Origin of the sequence: Streptomyces cinnamoneus (assembly GCF_014650495.1) — a bacterium.
GTDB lineage: Bacteria > Actinomycetota > Actinomycetes > Streptomycetales > Streptomycetaceae > Streptomyces > Streptomyces cinnamoneus.
This window is the reverse complement of sequence record NZ_BMVB01000023.1, coordinates 91,672-113,955: the sequence shown is the minus strand read 5'-3', so window position 1 is coordinate 113,955 and position 22,284 is coordinate 91,672. Positions and strand designations below refer to the sequence as shown.

The 22,284-nt window shown below is 73.6% G+C and carries 17 protein-coding genes; 5 read left to right on the top strand and 12 right to left on the bottom strand.

Features of this window, described 5'->3' with window-relative positions; genetic code table 11:
- Positions 1-330 precede the first annotated feature (330 nt).
- Positions 331-951 carry a hypothetical protein gene (locus tag IE182_RS25920; protein ID WP_190112347.1) on the bottom strand — a complete coding sequence of 207 codons (621 nt, stop codon included), beginning with the start codon at positions 949-951 and terminating at the stop codon, positions 331-333.
- A 123-nt stretch (positions 952-1,074) separates the two neighbouring features.
- A complete protein-coding gene (gene ahcY / locus IE182_RS25915; RefSeq protein ID WP_190112346.1) occupies positions 1,075-2,529 on the bottom strand; it encodes an adenosylhomocysteinase in 1,455 nt (484 codons plus the stop codon).
- Between the two features lie 324 nt (positions 2,530-2,853).
- On the opposite strand from ahcY, the gene IE182_RS25910 reads away from it, so the two are divergent.
- Positions 2,854-4,905, top strand: a complete 2,052-nt coding sequence (locus IE182_RS25910; RefSeq protein WP_268249638.1) for a fructose-specific PTS transporter subunit EIIC — start codon at positions 2,854-2,856, stop codon at positions 4,903-4,905.
- Positions 4,906-5,184: 279 nt separating this feature from the next.
- On the opposite strand, the gene IE182_RS25905 is transcribed toward IE182_RS25910, so the two are convergent.
- The 6 genes from IE182_RS25905 to IE182_RS25880 all read right to left on the bottom strand — a co-directional run bounded on the left by IE182_RS25905 (position 5,185) and on the right by IE182_RS25880 (position 11,129).
- On the bottom strand, positions 5,185-6,150 hold the full coding sequence (locus tag IE182_RS25905) for a cation diffusion facilitator family transporter (protein WP_190112345.1): 966 nt from the start codon (positions 6,148-6,150) through the stop codon (positions 5,185-5,187).
- Between the two features lie 96 nt (positions 6,151-6,246).
- Complete coding sequence (gene manA / locus IE182_RS25900) at positions 6,247-7,446, bottom strand: mannose-6-phosphate isomerase, class I (protein ID WP_190112344.1); 1,200 nt, start codon at positions 7,444-7,446, stop codon at positions 6,247-6,249.
- A 188-nt stretch (positions 7,447-7,634) separates the two neighbouring features.
- Complete coding sequence (locus tag IE182_RS25895) at positions 7,635-8,807, bottom strand: SIS domain-containing protein (protein ID WP_190112343.1); 1,173 nt, start codon at positions 8,805-8,807, stop codon at positions 7,635-7,637.
- A 56-nt stretch (positions 8,808-8,863) separates the two neighbouring features.
- Complete coding sequence (locus IE182_RS25890) at positions 8,864-9,049, bottom strand: Trm112 family protein (protein ID WP_190112342.1); 186 nt, start codon at positions 9,047-9,049, stop codon at positions 8,864-8,866.
- A 162-nt stretch (positions 9,050-9,211) separates the two neighbouring features.
- A complete protein-coding gene (locus IE182_RS25885) occupies positions 9,212-10,570 on the bottom strand; it encodes a phosphomannomutase/phosphoglucomutase (protein ID WP_190112341.1) in 1,359 nt (452 codons plus the stop codon).
- 118 nt (positions 10,571-10,688) lie between these two features.
- Positions 10,689-11,129 carry a DUF3499 domain-containing protein gene (locus IE182_RS25880; protein WP_190112340.1) on the bottom strand — a complete coding sequence of 147 codons (441 nt, stop codon included), beginning with the start codon at positions 11,127-11,129 and terminating at the stop codon, positions 10,689-10,691.
- 274 nt (positions 11,130-11,403) lie between these two features.
- On the opposite strand from IE182_RS25880, the gene IE182_RS25875 reads away from it, so the two are divergent.
- Positions 11,404-11,901 carry a metallopeptidase family protein gene (locus IE182_RS25875; protein WP_190112339.1) on the top strand — a complete coding sequence of 166 codons (498 nt, stop codon included), beginning with the start codon at positions 11,404-11,406 and terminating at the stop codon, positions 11,899-11,901.
- A 104-nt stretch (positions 11,902-12,005) separates the two neighbouring features.
- Here IE182_RS25875 and IE182_RS25870 read toward each other — a convergent pair whose 3' ends face one another.
- The 3 genes from IE182_RS25870 to IE182_RS25860 form a co-directional block, all read right to left on the bottom strand.
- Entirely contained in the window at positions 12,006-13,589 is a 1,584-nt protein-coding gene (locus IE182_RS25870) for a DUF5719 family protein (protein ID WP_190112338.1), read from the bottom strand.
- Positions 13,586-17,296, bottom strand: a complete 3,711-nt coding sequence (locus tag IE182_RS25865; protein ID WP_190112337.1) for a glycosyltransferase family 2 protein — start codon at positions 17,294-17,296, stop codon at positions 13,586-13,588. Before IE182_RS25865 ends, IE182_RS25870 begins: the two co-directional genes overlap by 4 nt.
- Before the next feature lie 262 nt (positions 17,297-17,558).
- The gene (locus IE182_RS25860; RefSeq protein WP_004952403.1) at positions 17,559-17,822 is read right to left on the bottom strand and encodes a WhiB family transcriptional regulator; all 264 of its coding nucleotides are present in this window, start codon (positions 17,820-17,822) and stop codon (positions 17,559-17,561) included.
- 665 nt (positions 17,823-18,487) lie between these two features.
- On the opposite strand from IE182_RS25860, the gene IE182_RS25855 reads away from it, so the two are divergent.
- The 3 genes from IE182_RS25855 to IE182_RS25845 are packed head-to-tail and all read left to right on the top strand — an operon-like array spanning position 18,488 to position 21,339.
- Complete coding sequence (locus IE182_RS25855) at positions 18,488-19,000, top strand: cysteine dioxygenase (RefSeq protein WP_190112336.1); 513 nt, start codon at positions 18,488-18,490, stop codon at positions 18,998-19,000.
- A 48-nt stretch (positions 19,001-19,048) separates the two neighbouring features.
- Positions 19,049-20,020 carry a 2-phospho-L-lactate transferase gene (gene cofD, locus IE182_RS25850; protein ID WP_190112335.1) on the top strand — a complete coding sequence of 324 codons (972 nt, stop codon included), beginning with the start codon at positions 19,049-19,051 and terminating at the stop codon, positions 20,018-20,020.
- Positions 20,017-21,339: a coenzyme F420-0:L-glutamate ligase gene (locus IE182_RS25845; RefSeq protein ID WP_190112334.1), complete on the top strand. Its 1,323-nt coding sequence runs from the start codon at positions 20,017-20,019 to the stop codon at positions 21,337-21,339. Before cofD ends, IE182_RS25845 begins: the two co-directional genes overlap by 4 nt.
- A gap of 33 nt (positions 21,340-21,372) precedes the next feature.
- On the opposite strand, the gene IE182_RS25840 is transcribed toward IE182_RS25845, so the two are convergent.
- A complete protein-coding gene (locus tag IE182_RS25840) occupies positions 21,373-22,275 on the bottom strand; it encodes a DNA-3-methyladenine glycosylase family protein (protein ID WP_190112333.1) in 903 nt (300 codons plus the stop codon).
- Positions 22,276-22,284 lie beyond the last annotated feature (9 nt).

Below are 22,284 nucleotides of genomic sequence, written 5' to 3'. Positions count from 1 at the left end.
CCTCTCGGGCTTTCCTCCGGGCGCTTCCCTTCGTTGTTTCCAACCTTACCAGATCCGTTTTCCGTTCCGTTTCCGGTCTGGAATTCGTTTCCGGCTCCCTGTTGGAGCGGGGTTCCGACTTTATCAGAATCATTTCCGCCGATTTACATCGGCTTCTTCGATCCCGAAGGGAGTCGGATGTGCTCCGCGTGAATTCTATTCACTGGCCGAAGCTGGTCAGATACTAGCCGTTGCGCTGGATCCAGTCCAGTTCGTCGCAACCGTTCGAATCTACCTCCCCACCCAGCCCGTGTCAACGGTCTGTGTGCGGCGAAGAGAACAGTACCAGGTTCAGGGGGCTCCCCAGGGCGACGGCGGGCTCTCCAGGTCCTCCAGTTCAAGGCCCGGGGCCGCAAGCACCACGTCGCCGGCCAGGTGGACGGCGTACTGCTCCCCCGTGTCCAGGGCGCTGACCTGGTACTCGTCCACTTCGAGAGGGCCGTTGTCAGTGGCGTGTGCTGTCCTGGCGACCAAGGCCCACGACTGGTCGGTCGTGAGGGGGGCCAGCACGGGGGCAGTGAAGTGGACCAATCGGATCCGCTTCCCTTCCCGGCCGGGCGACAGACGGAGGAGACGGGCGATGGCCACGTAGAACGCGGGGGACGTGCCGGTGAAGGCGTGCGCGCGGACGTTTCCTTCCGTGGCGTGCTCACCCGTGGGGTCGGTGCGGACCCAGGTGACGCCGTCGAGGGCGGCTCCGCGCACCTGCCAGTCGGCACTGCGCATCTGCAGGCGGATGGGGCGGCCGAGGTCGTCGATGGCGAGATCGACCGAGCCGGCGGGCGAGCCGGACGGGCCGGTGATCTGCGAGACGTAGCGCCAGCCGGAGGGGCCGGTGGCGCAGTGGAAGTGCTCTTCGCCGAGGGGGGAGTGGTCGTGGGGGTCGTGGAGGGAGTAACGGCCGCGGGGCATGGTGGTGGGGTCCTTGACGGGAAAGGGACAGGCCCCCGCCATGGGGGCGGGGGCCTGTTCTACCAGTTACGGGGGCAGACGCTCCGGCAGGCGCTCGCGCGCGTGGCGGCACGCCGGCTGCTGTCAGTAGCGGTAGTGGTCGGGCTTGTACGGGCCCTCGACCGGAACGCCGATGTACTCGGCCTGCTCGGGGCGCAGCGTCGTCAGCTTCACGCCGAGGGAGTCGAGGTGGAGGCGGGCGACCTTCTCGTCCAGGTACTTGGGCAGGACGTAGACGTCGGTCGGGTACGACTCGGGCTTGGTGAAGAGCTCGATCTGGGCCAGGGTCTGGTCCGCGAACGAATTGGACATGACGAAGGACGGGTGACCGGTGGCGTTGCCCAGGTTGAGGAGCCGGCCCTCGGACAGCACGATGAGGACCTTGCCGTCGGGGAACGTCCAGGTGTGAACCTGCGGCTTGACCTCGTCCTTGACGATCCCGGGGGTCTTCGCCAGGCCGGCCATGTCGATCTCGTTGTCGAAGTGGCCGATGTTGCCGACGATGGCCTGGTGCTTCATCTTGGCCATGTCCGCGGCCATGATGATGTCCCGGTTGCCGGTGGTCGTGATGAAGATGTCGGCGGTCTCGACGACCTCGTCCAGGGTGGTGACCTGGTAGCCGTCCATCGCGGCCTGCAGCGCGTTGATCGGGTCGATCTCGGTGACGATGACGCGGGCGCCCTGGCCGCGCAGGGACTCGGCGCAGCCCTTGCCGACGTCGCCGTAGCCGCAGACGACGGCGACCTTGCCACCGATGAGGACGTCGGTGGCGCGGTTGATGCCGTCGATGAGGGAGTGGCGGCAGCCGTACTTGTTGTCGAACTTCGACTTGGTCACCGCGTCGTTCACGTTGATCGCGGGGAAGAGCAGCGTGCCGGCCTGCTGCATCTCGTAGAGGCGGTGGACGCCGGTGGTCGTCTCCTCGGTGACGCCGCGGATCTCGGACGCCAGCTGGGTCCACTTCTGCGGGTTCTCGGAGAGGGTGCGGTTGAGCAGGCCGAGGATCTGGGCGTACTCCTCGCTGTCCGCGGTGGCAGGGTCCGGGGCGGCGCCCGCCTTCTCGAACTCGACGCCCTTGTGGACGAGGAGGGTGGCGTCGCCACCGTCGTCGAGGATCATGTTCGGGCCGCCGGTGGGGGTGCCGGGCCAGGTCAGGGCCTGCTCCGTGCACCACCAGTACTCCTCCAGCGTCTCGCCCTTCCAGGCGAAGACGGGGACGCCCTGCGGGTCCTCGGCCGTGCCGTCGGGGCCGACCGCGACGGCGGCGGCGGCGTGGTCCTGGGTGGAGAAGATGTTGCAGGACGCCCAGCGCACCTGAGCGCCGAGCGCGACGAGCGTCTCGATGAGCACCGCCGTCTGCACCGTCATGTGCAGCGAGCCGGTGATGCGGGCGCCGGCCAGCGGCTGCGCCTCTGCGTACTCCTTGCGGATCGCCATCAGGCCGGGCATCTCGTGCTCGGCGAGGGTGATCTCCTTACGACCGAAGGCCGCCAGCGACAGGTCCGCGACCTTGAAGTCCTGACCGGTGGTGGTAGTCATACGGGCTGCTCCTCCAGAAGGGGCGAGCGGGCGTTGGGCACGGCTGTGCACGCGGTCGGGCCCAGCGTGGGCACGTTCCGGCTGCACGCTGTATGCCTGGCCGCAGCGCAGTCCGTCGGAGGCCCTCTCTCCCTCGGCCGGTCCGACGTGCGGGCCGCCCGACCGCCATCAGCAGCGACGTCTGGCTCTGGCACGAATCTACACCGGGGGCGGCGACGGGCCCCAGCCCCCTTTCGACAAGTTGTGGACTCGCCACGTCCCACCTGTCCGTTGGTGCACCGGGTGTTGCAGGATGCGGTCAGCCCGAGTTGTGAGGAGCTCCGTGTGACGCCGTCCGCCGATCCCCCCGCCTCCACGACGCCGAGCGGAGGACGGCTCAGGCTGCTCGCGGTGACCGCCTGTCCGACGGGCATCGCCCACACCTATATGGCGGCCGAGAAGCTGCAGCAGGCTGCGGAGGCGCTCGGGCACGAGATCAAGGTGGAGACGCAGGGCTCGATCGGTGCGGAGAACGCGCTGACCGACGACGATGTCGGTCGCGCGGACGGGGTCATCGTCGCCGCCGACAAGGACGTCGACCTCAGCCGCTTCGCGGGCAAGCGGGTGCTGGTGGTGGGGGTGGCCGAGGGCATTCACCATCCCGGGGAGCTGATCGAGCGGGTGCGTGCGGCGCCGGTGTACCAACCGGGTGGCGGGCCGGGTGGCGTCGGCTCGGGGGGTGTGCCGGGAGCGGTGGGCGCGGGTGCGGTGCCCGGGGGCGGAGGGGGCCGGGGTGGCCGGGGTGTTGTGTACAAGGCGCTGATGAACGGCGTCTCGTACATGATCCCGTTCGTGGTCGTGGGCGGTCTGCTGATCGCGGTGTCGCTGGCGCTGGGGGGTGAGCCCCGGCCGGACGGCGGGTTGGTGATCCCGGACGGGTCGTTCTGGAAGCACGTCTTCGACATCGGCGACATCGGTTTCAAGCTGATGATCCCGGTGCTGTCGGGCTACATCGCCTACGCGATCGCCGACCGGCCCGCGCTCGTGCCCGGAATGATCGGGGGCTGGATCGCCAACACGGGTGCGCTGTACGACTCCTCGTCGGGTGCGGGCTTCATCGGGGCGATCGTGACGGGCTTCCTCGCCGGCTACGTCGTGCTGTGGATCAAGAGGGTTCCGGTCCCCCGCTTCGTCCGGCCGGTCATGCCGGTCATCGTGATCCCGGTCCTGGCGACCTCGGTCGTGGGCCTGTTCTTCATCTATGTGCTGGGCCGGCCGATCTCCTGGCTCTTCGAGCACCTCACCACCTGGCTCGGCAGCCTGACCGGGGCGAGCGCGGCGGTGCTCGGCATGGTGCTCGGCCTGATGATCGCGTTCGACATGGGCGGCCCGGTGAACAAGACGGCCTTCCTGTTCGGGGCCGGGCTGGTCTCGCAGAACCCGGAGGTCATGGGCATGTGTGCGGCCGCCATTCCGGTGCCGCCGCTCGGTCAGGGGCTGGCCACGTTGCTGCGGCGCCGGTTGTTCGACGAGCAGGAGCGGGAGACGGGGCTGGCCGCGCTGTTCATGGGCTTCTTCGGCATCACCGAGGGGGCGATCCCGTTCGCCGCCGCGCGTCCGGCCCGGGTGATCCCGGCGAACATGCTGGGCGGTGCGGTGGCCGGGGCGATCGCGGGGCTCGCCGGGGTCACGGACAGCGTGCCGCACGGGGGGCCGGTCGTGGCCGTGCTCGGGGCGGTGGGCGGGGTGCCGATGTTCGTGATCGCGGTCGCGGTGGGGGCCGTGGTGACGGCTTTGACGACCGTCACGCTCATGGCGTGGGGGGCGCCGACGGCCGGCCGGGGCCTGCCGGCGGGTGGGGTCGTCGGTACGGCCGGGTCGGCCGGCCGGGGCCGTACGGGTGCCGGGGGGCCGGTGCGGACGGAGGCCGGCGTGGTGCCCGAGGTGCTCTCCGGCTACCTCACCGAGGGAACGGTGCGGCAGGAGCTCGCGGCGGGACGGAAGGACGCGGCGATCCGGGAGATGGCCGAACTCCTCGCGACCAGCGGCAAGGTGCGGGACGTGAACGCGCTCGTCACGGCGGCTCTCGCCCGCGAGGACCTGGGGACGACCGGGCTGGGGGAGGAGATCGCGGTGCCGCACGCGAAGACGGACGCGGTCACCGCACCTGTCGTGGGGTTCGCCCGGTCGCGTGAGGGGATCGATTGGGGGGCGCTCGACGGAAGCCCGGCGCGGCTCATCTTCATGATCGCCGTGCCGGAGGAGGCGGCAGGGGACGAGCATCTGCGGATCCTGGCGCTGTTGGCGCGGAAGTTGCTGGACGCCGGCTTCCGGGAGCGGTTGTCGCAGGCTACGGGGACGGATGCCGTGATGACGGTACTGGCGGAGATCCGGTAGCGCCGGCCGGACCGGCGGTCGGCGGCGGTTCGGCGGCGGTTCGGCGGCAGTCGGCGCCGGTTCGGCGGCAGTCGGCGCCGGTTCGGCGGCAGTCGGCGCCGGTTCGGCGGCCGACGACGGTGGGCACGTCGTCGTCGGCCTGCGGCAACGGCGGGCATTCGCCTCGGCACCGGGCCGTTGGGGCCGGGCCGTTGGGGCCGGGCCGTTGGGGCCGGGCCGGCGGCTCCCGCTCACGTGCAGGCCCGCCGGCCCCTCCCTCCGGGCCCTCCGTGCCCCTGACTACTTGCCCGTGCCGCCCGGTGTTGCGGCCGGGTCTTCGCCTGCCGCTGCCGCCTTCTCGTCGTAGATGTCCGGCTCCAGGTAGATGACCCTCGCGATCGGGACCGCCTCGCGGATGCGGACCTCTGCCGCGTCGATGGCGCGGGCCACCTGGGCGGCGGTGTCCTCGCCGCGTACTGCGATCTTGGCTGCCACCAGGAGTTCCTCGGGGCCCAGGTGCAGCGTGCGCATGTGGATGACGGAGGTGACCGACTCGCCGTCGACGGCCGCCGCGCGGATCCTGGCGACCTGCTCCGGGCCCGCGGCCTCGCCGAGCAGCAGGGACTTGGTCTCCGCGGCCAGAACGAGCGCGATGAGGACGAGCAGTGCGCCGATGCACATCGTGCCGATGCCGTCCCAGATGCCGTCGCCGGTGAGGAGCGTCAGGCCGACGCCGCCGAGGGCGAGGACGAGGCCGACCAGAGCGCCGAAGTCCTCCAGCAGGACGACCGGCAGTTCGGGGGCCTTCGCCGTGCGGATGAAGGAGCTCCAGCTCTGCTTGCCCCGCAGCTCGTTCGACTCCTGGATGGCCGTGCGGAACGAGAAGCCCTCGGCGATGATCGCGAAGACGAGGACTCCGATGGGCCAGAACCAGTTGTCGAGCTCGTGCGGCTCCACGATCTTCTCGTACCCCTCGTAGAGGGCGAAGACGCCACCGATGGTGAAGAGCACGATGGAGACGAGGAAGCCGTAGATGTAGCGCTCACGGCCGTAGCCGAAGGGGTGTTCCTCGCTGGCCTTCTTCTGGGCCTTCTTGCCGCCGAGCAGCAGCAGTGCCTGGTTGCCGGAGTCGGCGACCGAGTGCACGCCCTCGGCAAGCATCGACGACGAGCCGCTGAACGCGAACGCGACGAACTTCGCGACCGCGATGGCCAGGTTGGCGCCCAGCGCGGCGACGATGGCCTTGGTTCCGCCTGATGCACTCATGGGTGCGGGATGTCCCTTCCGCCACTGCGGCAGCTTTGCTATTCCTTTACGGGGTTACGGCCGGTCATTGTCGCAGTCGCCGCGGCGGAGTGCGCGTCAGGAGGCCACCGTGGCGCGGAAGGCGGCCCCCTCGCCGCCGAGCTCCACCCGCTCCCCCGCCCGGACGAAGGCGGATTCGCCCCGCCGCAGGGGCAGTTCCGTGCCGTCGGCGCCGCGCAGCAGTGCCGTGCCGGCGGTGCACAGGAGGATCTGAGCGGTGCGGGCGTCGAGGGCGTGCGGCGGCGCCCCGGCGGCGAGCGCGTACCGGGAGAGGCGGAACTCCTCCGCGGGCGTCACGTACACCTCCGCGCCGTCGACCTCGGCCTCCGGGCGGAGCACGGCGGGCGTCGTCGCCTCGAAGCGGACCACCCTCAGCAGCTCGGGGACGTCGACGTGCTTGGGGGTCAGGCCACAGCGCAGCACGTTGTCGGAGTTGGCCATGAGCTCCACGCCGAGACCTTCGAGGTAGGCGTGCGGGACGCCGGCACCGAGGTAGAGGGCCTCGCCGGGCTGGAGGCGGATGTGGTTGAGGAGCATGGCGGCGATGACGCCGGGGTCGCCGGGATGGTGGCGGGCGACGGAGGCGTACGCGGCGTACGCGGCACGGTGGGGGCCGTCCTGGCCGGCGAGCCGCTCGGCGGCCGCCGCCGCCAGGCCGACGGTCTCGGCCATGGCCGTCCGCTCGGCACTGAGCACGGCGGTGAGCACCTCGCGCAGGGCGGCGCTCTCCGGGTGGGCGTGCAGGAGGTCGACGTAGGGCTTGAGGGAGTCGACGTCGAGGGCGGCGAGCAGGTCGGCGGTGGCGTCGGGGGCGCGGAAGCCGCACAGGCCGTCGAAGTGGGTCAGGGCGCAGATCAGCTCGGGCTTGTGGCTGGTGTCCTTGTAGTTGCGCTGCGGGGCGTCGATCGGGACGCCGCGCGCCTCCTCGGCGGCGAAGCCGGCCCTGGCCTGGTCGAGGTCGGGATGGACCTGCAGCGACAGCGGATCGGCAGCGGCGAGGATCTTGAACAGGAACGGCAGCCGGGGGCCGAAGCGCTGCACCGCTTCGGCGCCGAGCTCGCCCTCGGGGTCGGCCGCGATCGCTTCGCCGAGCGGGACGGGGCCGTTGCCGCGGTCGACACGGGACGGGGCCCCGGGGTGGGCGCCCATCCAGAGTTCGGCCTGGGGCTCGCCGGTGGGCGCAGTGCCGAGCAGCTCGGGGATCGCGGTGGTGGAGCCCCAGGCGTAGGGGCGCACGGTGGTGACGAGGCGGTCCATGGGGCGGTTCCTGACTGTTGTGCGAAGACTCGGCTCGTGTGGCGATGCGAAAACTCGGGCGGTGACTGCGGTGACTCGGGCGGTGCGAAGCATGGTGCAAAGGCTCGGCCCGGGCCCGTCCGGGGAGGGCCGGGAGGGGCGGTTCGGTGCTCGGTCCGGCGCCGCCGCGCCGGCTCCTGCGGCCGGGCCTACGGGCTGGACGCGAGCGCCAGGTACACGGCGGCGAAGTCCGTGATGGCCAGGAGCTCGGCCACCGTCTCCAACGGGCTGCTGTCCGCCGTGGCCTCCAGCTCGCTGACGGGCGTGTCGCGGTGCAGGGCCAGCTCGCGGGCGGCGGGCGCGGGCGAGGTGACGGCGGGTTCCCGCTCGCGGAGGAGGACCACCCGGGCGTGCAGCGCCTCGGGCTCCTCGACGCGGTCGCGGAAGAAGTCCTCCGGGTCGGCCCCGGCGGCGAAGGCCCCGGCGAGGAGGGTGCCGTGGGCGGTGAGCGCCTCGGGGAGCTCGGCGGCCAGGGCGGGGCGGCCGGCGAGGGCGGCGAGCACCCTGGCGAAGCGCCGGCCGGCGGCGGCGGCGAGCTCGCCCTCCGTCCAGATCAGCGGGAGGGTGTCCGCCAGCTCGGCCGCCAGGGTCTTGGCGGGGTTGCTGTAGGTGGCGATGGCCGGTCCGCAGCGCTCGGCGATGCTGTCGAGGCGGTCGGCGAGCGATTCGAGGACCGCCGGCGGGGCGGTGAGCAGGCCGACGCGGTCGGCGATGGCCAGCAGCGGAGTGAGCAGCGACCAGAGCGTGCCGGGGCCGGAGGGCAGGACGGGGTCGCTGGGATCGCCCAGCATGCCGCCGGACTCGCCGCCCGCCATGGCGGCCTCGTACGGGGTGGTGGTCAGCGGGACGGCGAGGCCGCGGACCTGGAGGGTGGCCTCGGCGAGCGGGGAGCCGGCCGGGGTGACGCAGACGACGGAGCAGCCGCGCCGGTATGCCTGTTCGAGGAGGAGGGCGAGGCCCGGCTCCGTGCCGTCGGGGCTGGCGACGAGCAGCAGGTCGAGGGGGCCCGTCCAGCCGGGGAGCGTCCAGCGCAGGGCGCCGGGGGCGGGGGCCACGCCGGCGGGGCGGATCAGGGTGACGGGACAGCTGTCGCCGGCGAGGGCGGCGAGCAGGTCGGCCGTCGAGCCGCCTGCCGGGCCGGGGCCGGCGACGAGGACGGCGCGCGGGCGGCCGTCCGGCTGCAGGGAGCCGACGCCGGCCTCGGCCGCGTTGCGCACGGCCGTGCGGACCCGGGCGCCGGATTCGGCGGCGCCCCGCAACAGGCCGTGCAGGTCGGCGCGGGAGAGGCCGTCGGGGTTGTCGAGGAGGGACTCGTCGAACACCGTTGATCAGTCTCCGATCGCCGTGGGTACGGGGGCCTTGCCGGCAGCGGTGCGGGTCAGGCGGGGCGGCGCGCCTCGTCGACGAGGAGGACCGGGATGCCGTCACGGACGGGGTAGGCCAGGCCGCAGCTCTGGCTCTCGCACAGCAGCTCGGGGGTCTCCTCGGAGGCCGTCTCCTCGCGGAGGGGGGCGTGGCACGCCGGGCAGGCGAGGATCTCCAGGAGGCCGGCTTCGAGTGCCATGGGGTTCCCTTCAAGGTGAGCGGGTCTTGGGATCAGCGTAGCCCTTCGGCGGGCCGCACCGGCGTCGGACCTGCGGCCGGCGTCGCGGTTCGGCGACGCCGGAGCCGGTGCGGAGGGGGCGGTTCCGTCACCGCCCCCTTCCCCGGATCGTCCTCGGGTGGATCAGGCCCGGACGATGGCCAGGACCTCGTCCCTCACCCTGGCCACCGTGGCCTCGTCCCGGGCCTCGACGTTCAGGCGGAGGAGGGGCTCGGTGTTGGAGGCGCGGAGGTTGAACCACCAGTCGGCGGTGGTGACCGTCAGACCGTCGAGCTCGTCCAGCTCGGCGCCGTCGAGGCCCTCGTAGGCGGCCCGGACGGCGGCGGCACGGCCGGCCTGGTCGGCGACGGTGCTGTTGATCTCGCCGGAGGCGGCGTAGCGGTCGTACTGCCTGACGAGCTCGGACAGGGGGCCGGCCTGGCCGCCGAGCGCCGCGAGGACGTGGAGGGCGGCGAGCATGCCCGTGTCGGCGTTCCAGAAGTCGCGGAAGTAGTAGTGCGCGGAGTGCTCGCCGCCGAAGATGGCGCCGCTGCTGGCCATCTCCTGCTTGATGAAGGAGTGGCCCACGCGGGTGCGGACGGCCCGGCCGCCGTTCTCCGCGACGACCTCGGGCACCGACCAGGACGTGATCAGGTTGTGGATGATCGTGCCGCCGGGGTGCTTGGCCAGCTCGCGGGCGGCGACCAGGGCGGTGATCGCGGACGGCGGGACGGGCTCGCCGCGCTCGTCCACGACGAAGCAGCGGTCGGCGTCGCCGTCGAAGGCGAGGCCGATGTCGGCCTGGGCCTCGCGGACCTTGGCCTGCAGGTCGACGATGTTCTTGGGGTCGAGGGGGTTGGCCTCGTGGTGGGGGAAGGTGCCGTCCAGCTCGAAGTACATCGGGACGAGGTCGACGGGCAGTCCGTCGAGGACGCTGGGGACGGTGTGGCCGCCCATGCCGTTGCCCGCGTCCACGACGACCTTCAGGGGGCGGATCCGGCCGAGGTCGACCAGCGAGCGCAGGTGCGTCGCGTAGTCGGCGAGGACGTCGCGGCCCGTGATGGTGCCGGGCGTCCCGACGGGCTCGGGGGCGCCGGTGTCGGACCACTGCTCGACGAGCGCGCGGATGTCGGCGAGGCCGGTGTCCTGGCCGACGGGTGCGGCACCGGCGCGGCAGAGCTTGATGCCGTTGTACTGCGCGGGGTTGTGGCTGGCGGTGAACATGGCGCCGGGGAGGTCCAGTTGGCCGCTGGCGAAGTAGAGCTCGTCGGTCGAGCAGAGGCCGATCTCGGTGACGTCCACGCCACGGGAGGCGGCGCCGCGCGCGAAGGCGCGGGACAGCTCGGGCGAGGAGGGGCGCATGTCGTGGCCGGTCACGATGGCGGTGGCGCCGGTCACCTGCGCGAAGGCGGCGCCGAACAGCTCGGCCAGTGAGGCGTCCCACTGGTCGGGCACCACGCCGCGCACGTCGTACGCCTTAACGATTTGCGACAGATCAGCCACAGCCAACCCCTCCTGGAGTCCGATTCGGGACAACAAACCTACCTGCCGGGACCGGTGGTCCGGTCGGTGCAGGCGTCGGCCCGGTCGGTGCAGGCGGTCGACGTCCCGGGACGGGCCGTCAGGAGTCGGGCGAGCGCAGGACCCTGAGGTGGCCGCGGCGGGCGACCTCCATCGGGTCGACACTGCGGCCGGTGGAGGCGACGGCGCCCTGTCCCGCGCCCGGACCGGCCGCGCGCTCCTGGGGGCGCGCCGCCTCGCGCACGGCATTGGCCAGGGCTTCGAGGTCGTCGCCGCTGGGCCGGGCGGGGCCGCTGTCGACGGCGAGACGGACGACGTCCCAGCCGCGCGGCGCGGTCAGCCGCTCGGAGTGCTCGGCGCACAGGTCGTAGCAGTGGGGCTCGGCATAGGTGGCGAGCGGGCCGAGAACGGCGGTCGAATCGGCGTAGACGTACGTCAGCGTCGCGACGGCCGGGCGGCCGCATGCGGTGCGCGAACAGCGACGTACAGGGCTCACGAGGTTGGACGGTACCGCACTCTTGAGCGGGCCGCGACGACTCACCCCCGGCTCACCCCTCCGTGTCGTCCCGGTTCGTCCGGTGGACGCCGTTTACCGAAGGCCCTGGTCGCCCTGGGAGCCAGCGGGTGGGGCGGCGTCCCGCAGTGCGGAAAACTGTCACCAGCAGGTGCACATAGTGTCATTCGGGATGAGATCGCCGGTCCCGGAGGTGGCTCCAATTGATCGCATAGATGGCTGGAACGCTCAGCATGCGACATGCGCCGAGATGCGCAGCTACCGCGTGCGTACGGCCGGCCGGCGGATACCCTCGGGGGTGATGGACAGCCCCGTACCTCCCCCAGCCGACGCCGGGGGTGCCTCCGGTCCGAGCGGACCGCGACCGCGCCACCGCGACCGCCACGGACGCGGCATGCGCGGCCCGATCGCACCCCCACAGGTGCCGCTGTCGGTGAGCCGGGCGGAAGCCTTCGTCGACCTGGTCCAGGACTCGGCGGAGCGGCTGGAGCGGCGCTGGCCGCAGCTGGCGTCCGTCGACTTCCTGGTGCACGAGGTGCCGGTGCCGACCTCCGGGGCCGGGGCGGCGGACGCCGCCCTGGAGGCGCTGCTCGACGGCGAGAGCGTGCCGCTGGGCCGGTACCTCGCGGCGCACGGCGACACGCCCGACCGGATCGTCGTCTACCGCCGTCCGGTGGAAATCCGCACGAAGACGCGGGACGAGCGTGCTCTGCTCGTGCACGAGGTCGTGGTCGAGCAGGTCGCCGAGCTCCTCGGGCTCGCCCCCGAGTCGGTCGACCCGCGCTACGGGCAGGACTGAGCCCGGCCGGGCAGGCCCCTTCGACCACGGCAAGCACCCACGGCAAGCACTCACCGCATGCACCCACCGCAAGCACCCACCGCGGTGCCCGTCCGCCGTGGATGTCAGTCGTTCAGCAGCGACAGGTCCTGTTCGGCCTCCGGGACCGCCACCGTCGAGCGGTCGTCCGGCACCGGCTGGATCGTGAACATCGGCACGCCGTCCTTCGGCAGGGCCAGCATCCGCGAGGCGTGCACCGGGCCGCCGGAGACCTTCTCGACCGTCAGGGCGTACGCGCCCTTGCCGCCGTCCGGCTGCGGGGGCTCGACGGACAGCGTGGTGCCGGCCTTGACCGTGTAGGTCCTGCTGACCGGGCGTCCGCCCTCGGCGCCCGCCGACGCCGTCACCTTGACCTGGGCGTCCTTGCCGGGGGCGACCAGGGCCAGCGTGGCGGCCTTGGGACGGTTGTCGGCCACCGTGCCGCGTTCGAGGACGGCGGGGGTGGCAGGGATGAACGCCGTCTCCTGCTTGTCGTCCTTGCCGCGCGTCACGCGCAGCGCGGCGACCACCGGCGCGCTGCCGCGCTCGGCGGTCAGCAGCAGCGAGCCCGCCTCGCCCTTGGTGAGGTCCCCCAGGTCCACGGCCGTCGTCATGCCGCTCCTGATGTGCAGCGACTCGTGCCCGGCCGGAGTGATCGAGCCGCTCGGCCCCGCGAGCCGCAGCTTCACGTCGGCGTCGTTCGTGCCCGGCGCGAAGGCGACGAGCCGGACGGACGTGGCGTCGGCCGGAATGCCGGGCAGGACCAGGCTCGGCGACCCGTCGGCCGAGGCCGGCAGCCAGTCGCCGCCCGTCTTCTCGTCCGACGCCTGCACCGCGGCCCCCACCCGGCCGGAGCGGGCCGCCACGTGCAGGGTGAGGTTCTCGTCCGTCACGTCGGTGAGCGTGGACAGCAGAACGGGGACGGTGGAACGCGGCGGAACGTTGACGCCCTCCCCGGTGACGGACTTGATCCGGCCGTCCTTGCCGTACAGCTCCAGGTCGACGACGGCCGCCGCGCTGTCGGGGTTGGTCAAGTGGACGTAGTCCTGACGGCCTTTAGCAGTACTCGCGGCGGGAAACCAGAACGACGTGTCGGGTGCCGTGCACGCCAGTCCGTGCAGTCCGCGGCCGCTGCCGGCGGCGACCGCGGTGGTCTGCTGGACGGTCCAGCCCGGTGCGAGCGGACCGTCGGCGGTGCCGATGAGGGCGGGGGCGTCGGAGCGTTCCGTGCCGGCGGTGACGGGCCGGCCGGGCTCCTTCAGGGAGAGCACGGGCTTGTCCGGATCCTGCTTCTCGCCGCTCGCGCCCTTGTCCTTCTGCACGTCCTTCCGGGCTGCGTTCTTGCCGTCCTTCGCGGCGTCCTTGGCGTCCTTGGCGTCGTCCTTCTTGGCCGGTGTCCGGGCCGGGCCCGCCGCCGGCAGCAGGTCCGCTGCGGACGTCCGCCCTCCGCCGCCCTTCCCGGGCGGGGTGAAGGCGGTGTACGTGGTGTCGCCCACGTCCGAGGAGGTGGGCGCCGGGCAGAGCAGCGTGGAGCGCTGCACCGGCATGCGGGCGGCGGTCGTCCGCGTCCCGCTGTCGTCCCCGTCGGAGGGCGGGTTGAGCGCGGCCACGCCCGTGACGACGGCGAGGGAGGCCGTGACGGCGAAGAGGGAGAGGGTGGTGCGCTTCACTGCTGGTCGCTCCCGCCGCGGTAGGGCTGCTGCTGTCCGTAGCCGTACGGGTCGTACGCGCCGTCACCGTAGGGGCCGGGGTAGTGCGCCTGTTGCCCGTACGGATCCCCGTGCGGCTGTTGCCCGTACGGACCATCGTGGCCGGTGGCGTGGCCCGTGGCGTGGCCGGTGGCGTGGCCGCCCTCCTGGTACGTCTGCTGCCCGTAGCCGCCGTAGCCCTGCTCCCAGTCGGCGTACGGCTGCTGGTGCGGGACGGCGGCATAGGGGTCGGCGTCGGCGACGGGCTGCTGCTCGTAAGGGACGTACGGGCCCTCGTCCGGGGCGGGCGCCTGCTCCGGAACGGTGGCCGTGGCGCCGCCCGCGGCCGCGGCGCCCTCCGCCGCGGCCCGCAGCCGGCGGGCGCGACGGCCCTCGCCGGAGGTGGCCTGCGCCGGTACGGCGACCGCGGCGACGGCCTCGGCACCGCCCTCCGGCAGGTCGTCGTCCACCTGGCGCCGGCGGCCCGGCAGCGCGAGGACGACCAGCACGAGGGCCAGCAGCCCCTGCGCCCACAGCCACGCGGTCCGCGTGCCCGGGGTCTCGTACGTCAGGGCCAGCTTTCCGCCCTGTGCGGGCAGCGTGAAGCCCTGGGCCCAGCCGTCGACGGTGACGCGGGCGAGGGCGCGGCCGTCGAGGGTGGCCCGCCAGCCGGGCGCGGCCTTGTCGGCGACCCGCAGGACGCGGTCGCCGGAGCCGGCCGGAAGGGTGGCGTGCGCGGCGACGGGCCCGGCGGCGACCGGGACGGGGGCGGTGCGCAGGCTGCCGTCCGGCTGCCGCGCTCCGCTGACGATCGTGACGCGGGCGACCTGGCGGTCGACCCGCCACAGCGCACGGTGGTCCTCCTGGCTCAGGCGTGTCAGGCCGGGCGTGGCGTCCAGGACGCGGGCCGTCTGCCGGGGTGCGCTGTCCTGCAGGAGGACGTAGCCGACGGCGTAGTCGGCGAGACGGCCGGCCTGGTCGGCGCCGGAGCCGGCGACGAGGTGGGCGACCACGGCGCCCAAACGCTCGTCGCGGCCCGCGGCGGCGGCCGGCTCGGCGTCGCCCAGCCGGGCTCCCGCGCCGCGCACGAGGGTGTAGGCGACCCGGCCGCTGTCGCCGCCGAGCATCAGGGTGCGGGCCTGGTCGCGGGTGCCGGCCTCCTCGGCGACGAACGCCGGGACCTGCACCGGGTCGCGGCGCTCCAGCGGCCCGGCGGCGCCCCCGGCCGTCCACGCGACGGCGGCGACGAGAGGTGCGGCCCCGGCGGCCAGGGCGATGAGGCCCGCCACGGGCTGCCGCCAGCCGAAGTTCTGCGCCGCGACGCGGTCGCGGGCGCCCTCGGCGCCGATGGCGGCGGCCGCGATCAGGGCGAGGCCCTGGACGAGGGTCGCGGGGCCCGTCCAGGCCGAGCCGTTGGCCAGCGCCGCGCAGAGCAGTCCGGCCAGGGCCGCCGCCCAGGCCGTGCGCACCGCGAGCGTGCGGTCCGAGCGCAGCAGGGCGGCCAGCGCGGCCAGGACGATGCCGGCGAGCAGCAGCGCCCCGGCGGTCCGGGGGCCGCCGGGGTCGCCCGTGAGCAGCTGCAGCGGGGAGGCCGGGGCGTGCTCGTAGGCCAGGCCGGCCTCGGCGAGGAAGCGGGAGGGGTGGGCGAACAGCCCGAGGGACCAGGGCGCGAGCACGACGACCGGCGCGCCGGCCACCGCGAGCAGGCGCGGCCCGTGCACGGCCGCCGCCCGGGCCGCGCCGCCGCGCACGCAGTGCAGGACGAGCACGCCGAGGCCCAGCAGCACGGCCACCGGCCACACGACCGGCGTGAAGGCCGTGGTGACCGTCAGCAGCAGGGCGTAGGACCAGCAGGCCCGCCAGGAGGGCCGGGCGTCCGGGGTGCCGAGGCCCGCGGCCGTCACGGCCGCCCGGGACGTGAGCGGCAGCAGGACGGCGAGGACGGCGGTGCCCAGCCGGCCGGTGGCCAGCGCGCCGGTGACGGCCGGCAGGAAGGCGTACGCGACGCTCGCCCAGGCCCGCAGCGGGCGGGAGGCGACGAGCGGGCGGGAGGCGACGTAGGCGCTCAGGCCGGCCAGCGGCACGGAGCAGACCAGCAGCAGGGTGAGCGTGAAGCCCGTGGAACCGAGGAAGAGGGCCGCCAGTGCCGCGAGGACGGCCAGGTAGGGGGGTGCGCCCTCGGTGCTGCCCACGCCGACCGGATGCCAGCCGTCGCCGTAGGCGGCCCACAGGGCGGAGACGTGGTCGGGGACGGGCAGCAGGGCGCCGCCGGCGAGGGAGCCGCCGCCGAGGAGGCCGCGGCAGGCGGCGGCGGAGACGAGCAGCAGGAGGGTGAAGAGGACGGGGGCCGGTCTGCGCGCGATGCGTCTCAGCCGGGCGAACTGCTCGACCTCCAGGTAGTCCGCGTCGTCCCCGCCGGGGCCCGACTCGACGGCGCCGTGCCGGCCGGCGGTGGAGTGGGAGTCGTCCGCCCGGCCGCCGAGGTCGGCGGCGAGCTGCTCGACCGTGGCGCGCACGGTGGCGCCGGGGGGCGGGAAGAGGGGCCGCAGCTCGTCCGGTGCGCTGCGGGGCTCGCCGCGTCGCTTGCGCGCCGCCCGGATGCGCCCCGGGCGCAGCAGGACGCCCACCAGGCCGGAGATCTCGTCGAGCGCCTGTCCGGGCGCCTTGCCGACGAGGTAGCCGAGCATGCGCAGCAGGGTGCTCAGGACGATTCGGAACAGGACGTAGGGCAGGAGCGCACCGCGCGTGTTGGCGAGGAGGGTGTGGACGGCTCCGGCCTTGTCCACGCGGTGGGGTCCCACGGGCTTGCGGCCCGCGCAGTCGACGGGGCGCCGTTCGCGGGCGGCGGCCTCGGCGTGGCGCAGGACGGCCTCGGGGGCGACGAGGACGCGGTGGCCGGCGGCGTGGGCGCGCCAGCACAGGTCGACGTCGTCGCGCATGAGCGGCAGGCGGGTGTCGAAGCCGCCGAGTTCCTCCCACACGTCGCGGCGGATGAGCATGCCGGCGGTGGAGACGGCCAGGACGGGCCGCACCTGGTCGTGCTGGCCCTGGTCCTGCTCGCGGCGCTCCAGGCCGGTCCAGCGGCGGCCGCTGCGGGCGATGGAGACGCCGACTTCCAGCAGCTGTCTGCGGTCGTACCAGCTGCGCAGCTTGGGTCCGATGATTGCGGCGTCACGGCCGGCGGCGATCTCCGCGTCGGCGACGCGCAGCAGCTCGTGCAGGGCGCTCGGCTCGGGGGCGCAGTCGTCGTGGAGGAGCCACAGCCACTGCACGGGTTCGAGGTCGGTGTGGCCCTGGGGGAAGGCGGTGTCGTGGGCGTCCTCGGTCCAGGTGCGGCCGACCGGGTCCCATCCGCTGGAGCGCCTCAGGTACGGCAGGTCGTCCGCGCTCTGCACGGGTGCGGTGCGGACCGCTTCGGCGACGGCGGTGCCGAACCCGGCGCGGCGGGCGAGGTGCAGGACGTGGTCCGCGCCGAGGGCGTCGGCGAGCAGCCGCCGGGAGTCGTCGCCGCTGCCGGTGTCGGCGGCGACGGCGTGCTGCACGGGCCGCTCCTGGCCCAGCAGGCCGGAGAGGGCGTCGGGCAGCCAGCGGGCGCCGTCATGGGCGACGAGCACGGCGGTGACGACGTGACGGGGGAACGCGGGCGGGAGGGCCGGGTCGAGCAGCGCGGGGATGGTGGGGTCGAACATGGCAGGTGCGGGCCCCGGTTCAGGAGACTGCAGTGGACGTGTGAGCGACCCGGGGGGGCGTCGGCCCGCGAGGGTGTCGGTACGTCTCGGACGGGCCCCCACACTAGTGGCTGCGAACGCAGCGGTCCGCCTCTCGCGTGCGGGCTGCGAGAGGCGGACCGTGCGGTATGAAGCGTGCTGCGGGAGTGGGTGGGGCGGACGGCCCCTCAGCCCCGGTGGGCTGCCTCGGACACGACATCTCGTCAGGTCGTGACGCCCGGTCTCAGACCGCGGCCTTCTTGAGGCGGCGGCGCTCGCGCTCGGACAAACCGCCCCAGATCCCAAAGCGTTCGTCGTTGGCCAGGGCATACTCAAGGCATTCGGAACGGACTTCACAGGCAAGGCAGACCTTCTTCGCCTCACGCGTGGATCCGCCCTTTTCGGGGAAGAAGGACTCGGGGTCGGTCTGAGCGCACAATGCGCGCTCCTGCCAGCCGAGCTCCTCGTCCGCCTCCTCGACCAGCAGTTGCTGGAACAGCTCGGTCATGTGCGCCCCTCGTCTGTCATTGCGTCCCCGTGTGCTGCCGCGCGTCAGATGCGGCAGAACGACACGTGTGAAATTACAAGTGCGCCGATCCGGGCCAGTCAAGCCGGGATCTGCTATTGGGCCCCTTATTCACTCTGCGGAACCAAGGCTGAGCAGAAAGTTGCCAAACCGCCACAAGAGTGGACACTTCTCCCGCCCGCCACAGGCGCCCCGTCTCTCCCGGGCCCTCCCGTTCGCGGAAGCACACAGAAGAGGACGCAGCGCACGGCCGGGCCGTTGCGGAACCACCGCAGAACGATGTTTACGACGCCTCTCGTCGGGCGACTGTCCGCACACTCCGCGACCGAAACCTTCGCCCCCGGTAACCAACCGGACGAGTGAAGGATTGCCACCAAAACGGACACCCGGTTGACAGAGGCCGTGCCGAGCCGGTCTCCTTGTTGCCATGCCAGCGACCTCCCTCCCCCTGACTGCCGTCACGGGGACCCCCAGCTTCAGCCTGACCCGTGCCTACGGGTCCCGCTGTGCTGTCCAGGCGCGCTGTCGCTGTTCCAGCTGTTGATGCCGCAGAGCTCCCGCTTCCGCTCCAGCTGATCTTCCGGGCTCCCGGTCCCGCCGTCGTACGGCCGTGCCGCGCCCGCACATCCTTCGAGGAACGCATTCCCATGAACAGCGACGTCCAGATCGCCGGCGACCCGCTCGCCGTCCCGCACCTGATGCCGCCGCCCGCCGCCCACCCCGCCACCGTCGCCGAATTCGCCGGACTGGCCCGCACCCTCGCCGCCGACACCGGCAGCTGGGCCCCGCTCGTCCGCTACGACGCCGCCAGCCGCTGGTACCACCGGCTGCGCACCGGCCCCGGCTACGAGGTCTGGCTGCTCAGCTGGGTCCCCGGACAGGGCAGCGGCCTGCACGACCACGGCCGCTCCTCCGGCGTGATGACCGTGCTGCGCGGTGAGCTGACCGAGCACGCCGGCGACGCGCGGCGCACCCTGGCCGCCGGCACGCAGCGCGTGTTCGCCCCGGGCTACGTCCACGAGGTCGTCAACGACTCCCTCGAACCCGCCGTCAGCCTGCACGTCTACTTCCCCGGCCTGACCGAGATGCCCATGCACCCGGCCCGTCCCCACGCCCACTGCGCCTCCGTGCCCGGGACGGCCACCGCCGCGACGCGGTAGCCCGGCCCTTCTGCGGAGCCACGGCCCGCTGCTGACAGACTGCACCTCATGCAGCGCATTGTGGTTCTGGCCGGCGGGATCGGGGGCGCCCGCTTCCTCCGTGGCCTCAAGTCAGCAGTCCCCGACGCCGAGATCACCGTCATCGGGAACACCGGCGACGACATCCACCTGTTCGGGCTCAAGGTCTGCCCCGACCTCGACACCGTGATGTACACCCTCGGTGGCGGCATCCACGAGGAGCAGGGCTGGGGCAGGGCCGGCGAATCGTTCGCCGTGAAGGAGGAGCTGGCCGCCTACGGGGTCGGACCCGAGTGGTTCGGCCTCGGCGACCGCGACTTCGCCACGCACATCGTGCGGACGCAGATGCTCGGCGCCGGCTATCCCCTGAGCGCCGTGACCGAAGCGCTGTGCGACCGGTGGCAGCCGGGCGTGCGGCTGCTGCCCATGAGCGACGACCGCGTCGAGACGCACGTACTGATCGACGATCCGGACGGCGGCGAGGGCGCCCGCAAGGCCGTGCACTTCCAGGAGTACTGGGTGCGGATGCGGGCCTCGGCCGACGCGCACGCGATCGTGCCCGTCGGGGCCGAGCAGGCGAAGCCGGCGCCCGGCGTCCTGGAGGCGATCGCCGCCGCGGACGTCATTCTCTTCCCGCCCTCCAACCCCGTGGTCAGCATCGGCACCATCCTGGGTGTGCCCGGCATCCGGGAAGCCGTCGCCGACGCCACCGCCCCCGTGGTCGGACTCTCCCCCATCGTCGGCGGAGCGCCGGTGCGGGGCATGGCCGACAAGGTGCTCGCCGCCGTCGGCGTCGACTCCACCGCCGACGCCGTCGCCCGGCACTACGGGCCCGGGCTGCTCGACGGCTGGCTCGTCGACACCGTCGACGCCGCGGCCGTGGGCGGCGTCGAGGACGCCGGGATCCGGTGCCGCGCCGTGCCGCTGATGATGACCGACGTCGAGGCCACCGCCGCCATGGCCCGCGAGGCCCTGGCCCTGGCCGAGGAGGTCCGCCGGTGAGCGCCGCCGCCCCCTCCTACCGGGTCTGGGCGCTGCCCGGCATCCCCGAGGTGCACGAGGGCGACGACGTCGCGAAGCTCATCGCCGCCGCGGCCTTCACCGACGGCCTGCCCGGCCTCGCCGACGGCGACGTCCTCGTCGTCACCTCGAAGATCCTCAGCAAGGCCGAGGGGCGGATCCTCCGCGCCGAGGACCGTGAGGCCGCCATCGACGCCGAGACCGTGCGGCTCGTGGCGCGGCGGGGAACCCTGCGCGTCGTCGAGAACCGGCTCGGGCTCGTCATGGCCGCCGCCGGAGTCGACGCCTCCAACACCGAGGCCGGCACGGTCCTGCTGCTGCCTGAGGACCCCGACGCCTCCGCCCGGCAGATCCGGGAAGCGCTGCGCACCAACCTCGGCGTGGACGTCGGCGTCGTGATCACCGACACCGCCGGGCGGCCCTGGCGCAAGGGCGTGACCGACTTCGCGATCGGCGCGGCCGGGGTGCAGGTCGCCAACGACCTGCGGGGCGGCGTGGACGCCCACGGCAACCCGCTGGTTGCCACCGTCGTCGCGACCGTCGACGAGCTCGCCGCGGCCGGAGACCTGGTCAAGGGCAAGGCCGGTGGCCTGCCCGTCGCCGTGGTGCGCGGACTCCCGCACGTCGTGGGCGACGCCGGCGAGGAAGGCGCGCGCTGGCTCGTACGGCCCGCCGTCGACGACATGTTCCGGCTCGGCACCTCGGAAGCCGTGCGGGAAGCGGTCTCCCTGCGGCGGACGGTGCGGGAGTTCACGGACGACCCGGTCGACCCGGGCGCGGTGCGGCGGGCCGTCGCCGCCGCCGTGACGGCACCGGCGCCGCACCACACGACGCCGTGGCGGTTCGTCCTGCTGGAGTCCGAGGCCGCCCGGGTGGGGCTGCTCGACGCCATGCGGGACGCCTGGATCGCGGACCTGCGGGCGGACGGGCGCTCGGAGGAGAGCATCGCGCGGCGGGTGCGGCGGGGCGACGTCCTGCGGAAGGCGCCGTACCTGGCGGTGCCGTGCCTGGTGACGGACGGTTCGCACGACTACCCGGACGCGCGGCGGTCGGCGGCGGAACGGGAGATGTTCGTGGTCGCGGCCGGCGCGGCCGTACAGAACTTCCTGGTGACGCTGGCGAGCGAGCGGCTGGGGTCGGCGTGGGTGTCGTCGACGATGTTCTGCCGGGACGTGGTGCGGAGTGTGCTGGACCTGCCGGAGGGGTGGGATCCGATGGGGGCCGTCGCCATCGGGCGGCCTGCCGTTCCGGCGCCGGAGCGGGCCGCGCGGTCCGCCGACGCGTTCGTCGTGGTGCGGTGACCCCCGGTCGGGGCGGGGGTCGCCGGCTGTCCCCTAGATGCGGGTGAAGTCCCTCGGCGCGAAGCGCGGGGCCCTGCGGGGCGGGGCCACTCCGCTCAGGAGGATCAGGCGGCACGCCCGGTGGCGCTGGCCCTCGTAGGGGGACAGGAGTTCCAGCATCGTCTCGTCGGTCGTGCCTCGTGTGCCCGTGAGGGCGTAGCCCACGATCCTCGGCAGGTGCAGATCCCCGACCGTCACCGCGTCCGCCGAGCCGTTGGTGCGCTGCAGCGTCTCCGCCGTCGTCCACGGGCCGATGCCGGGCACCGCCTGCAGGCGCGCCGACGCCCGGGCGTCGTCCATCCCCGCCGCCTCTTCGAGGCGGGACGCCACGCGGGCCGCGCGCACGATCGTCGCCGCGCGCTTGTCGTCGACCCCGGCCCTGTGCCACTCCCAGGAGGGGATCAGGGACCAGGCGCGCGGGTCCGGCATCACGTGCATGCGGGGCGCCGGGCCGGGGGCCGGTTCTCCGTGGCGCTGGAGGAGCAGCCGCCAGGCGCGGTACGCCTCGTCGCTGGTCACCTTCTGTTCGAGGATCGACGGGACCAGCGACTCCAGGACCAGGCCCGTGCGGGCCAGCCTGAGGCCGGGGTTGCGGCGGTGCGTCTCGTGGACGAGGCGGTGGCGGGGGGTGAAGGCCGCCGGGTCGTCGGCCGCTCCCAGGAGGGACGGGAGGGTTTCCAGGAGCCAGTCGGCTCCCGGGCCCCATGCCTCTGCGTGGACCTCGCCGTCGACCGCCGTGATGCGGAGCGTGCCCGGGCCCTGCGGTGTGCGGCTGGCCCGCCAGATCGCGCCGTCCCCGGTCACCCGGTACGCGGGGTCGCCCGGGCCGCGCGCCAGGACGCACAGGGTGCGTCCCAGGTCGTACGGGCCCGGCGGGACCCACGTTCGGCTGGCCATCCGACCAGG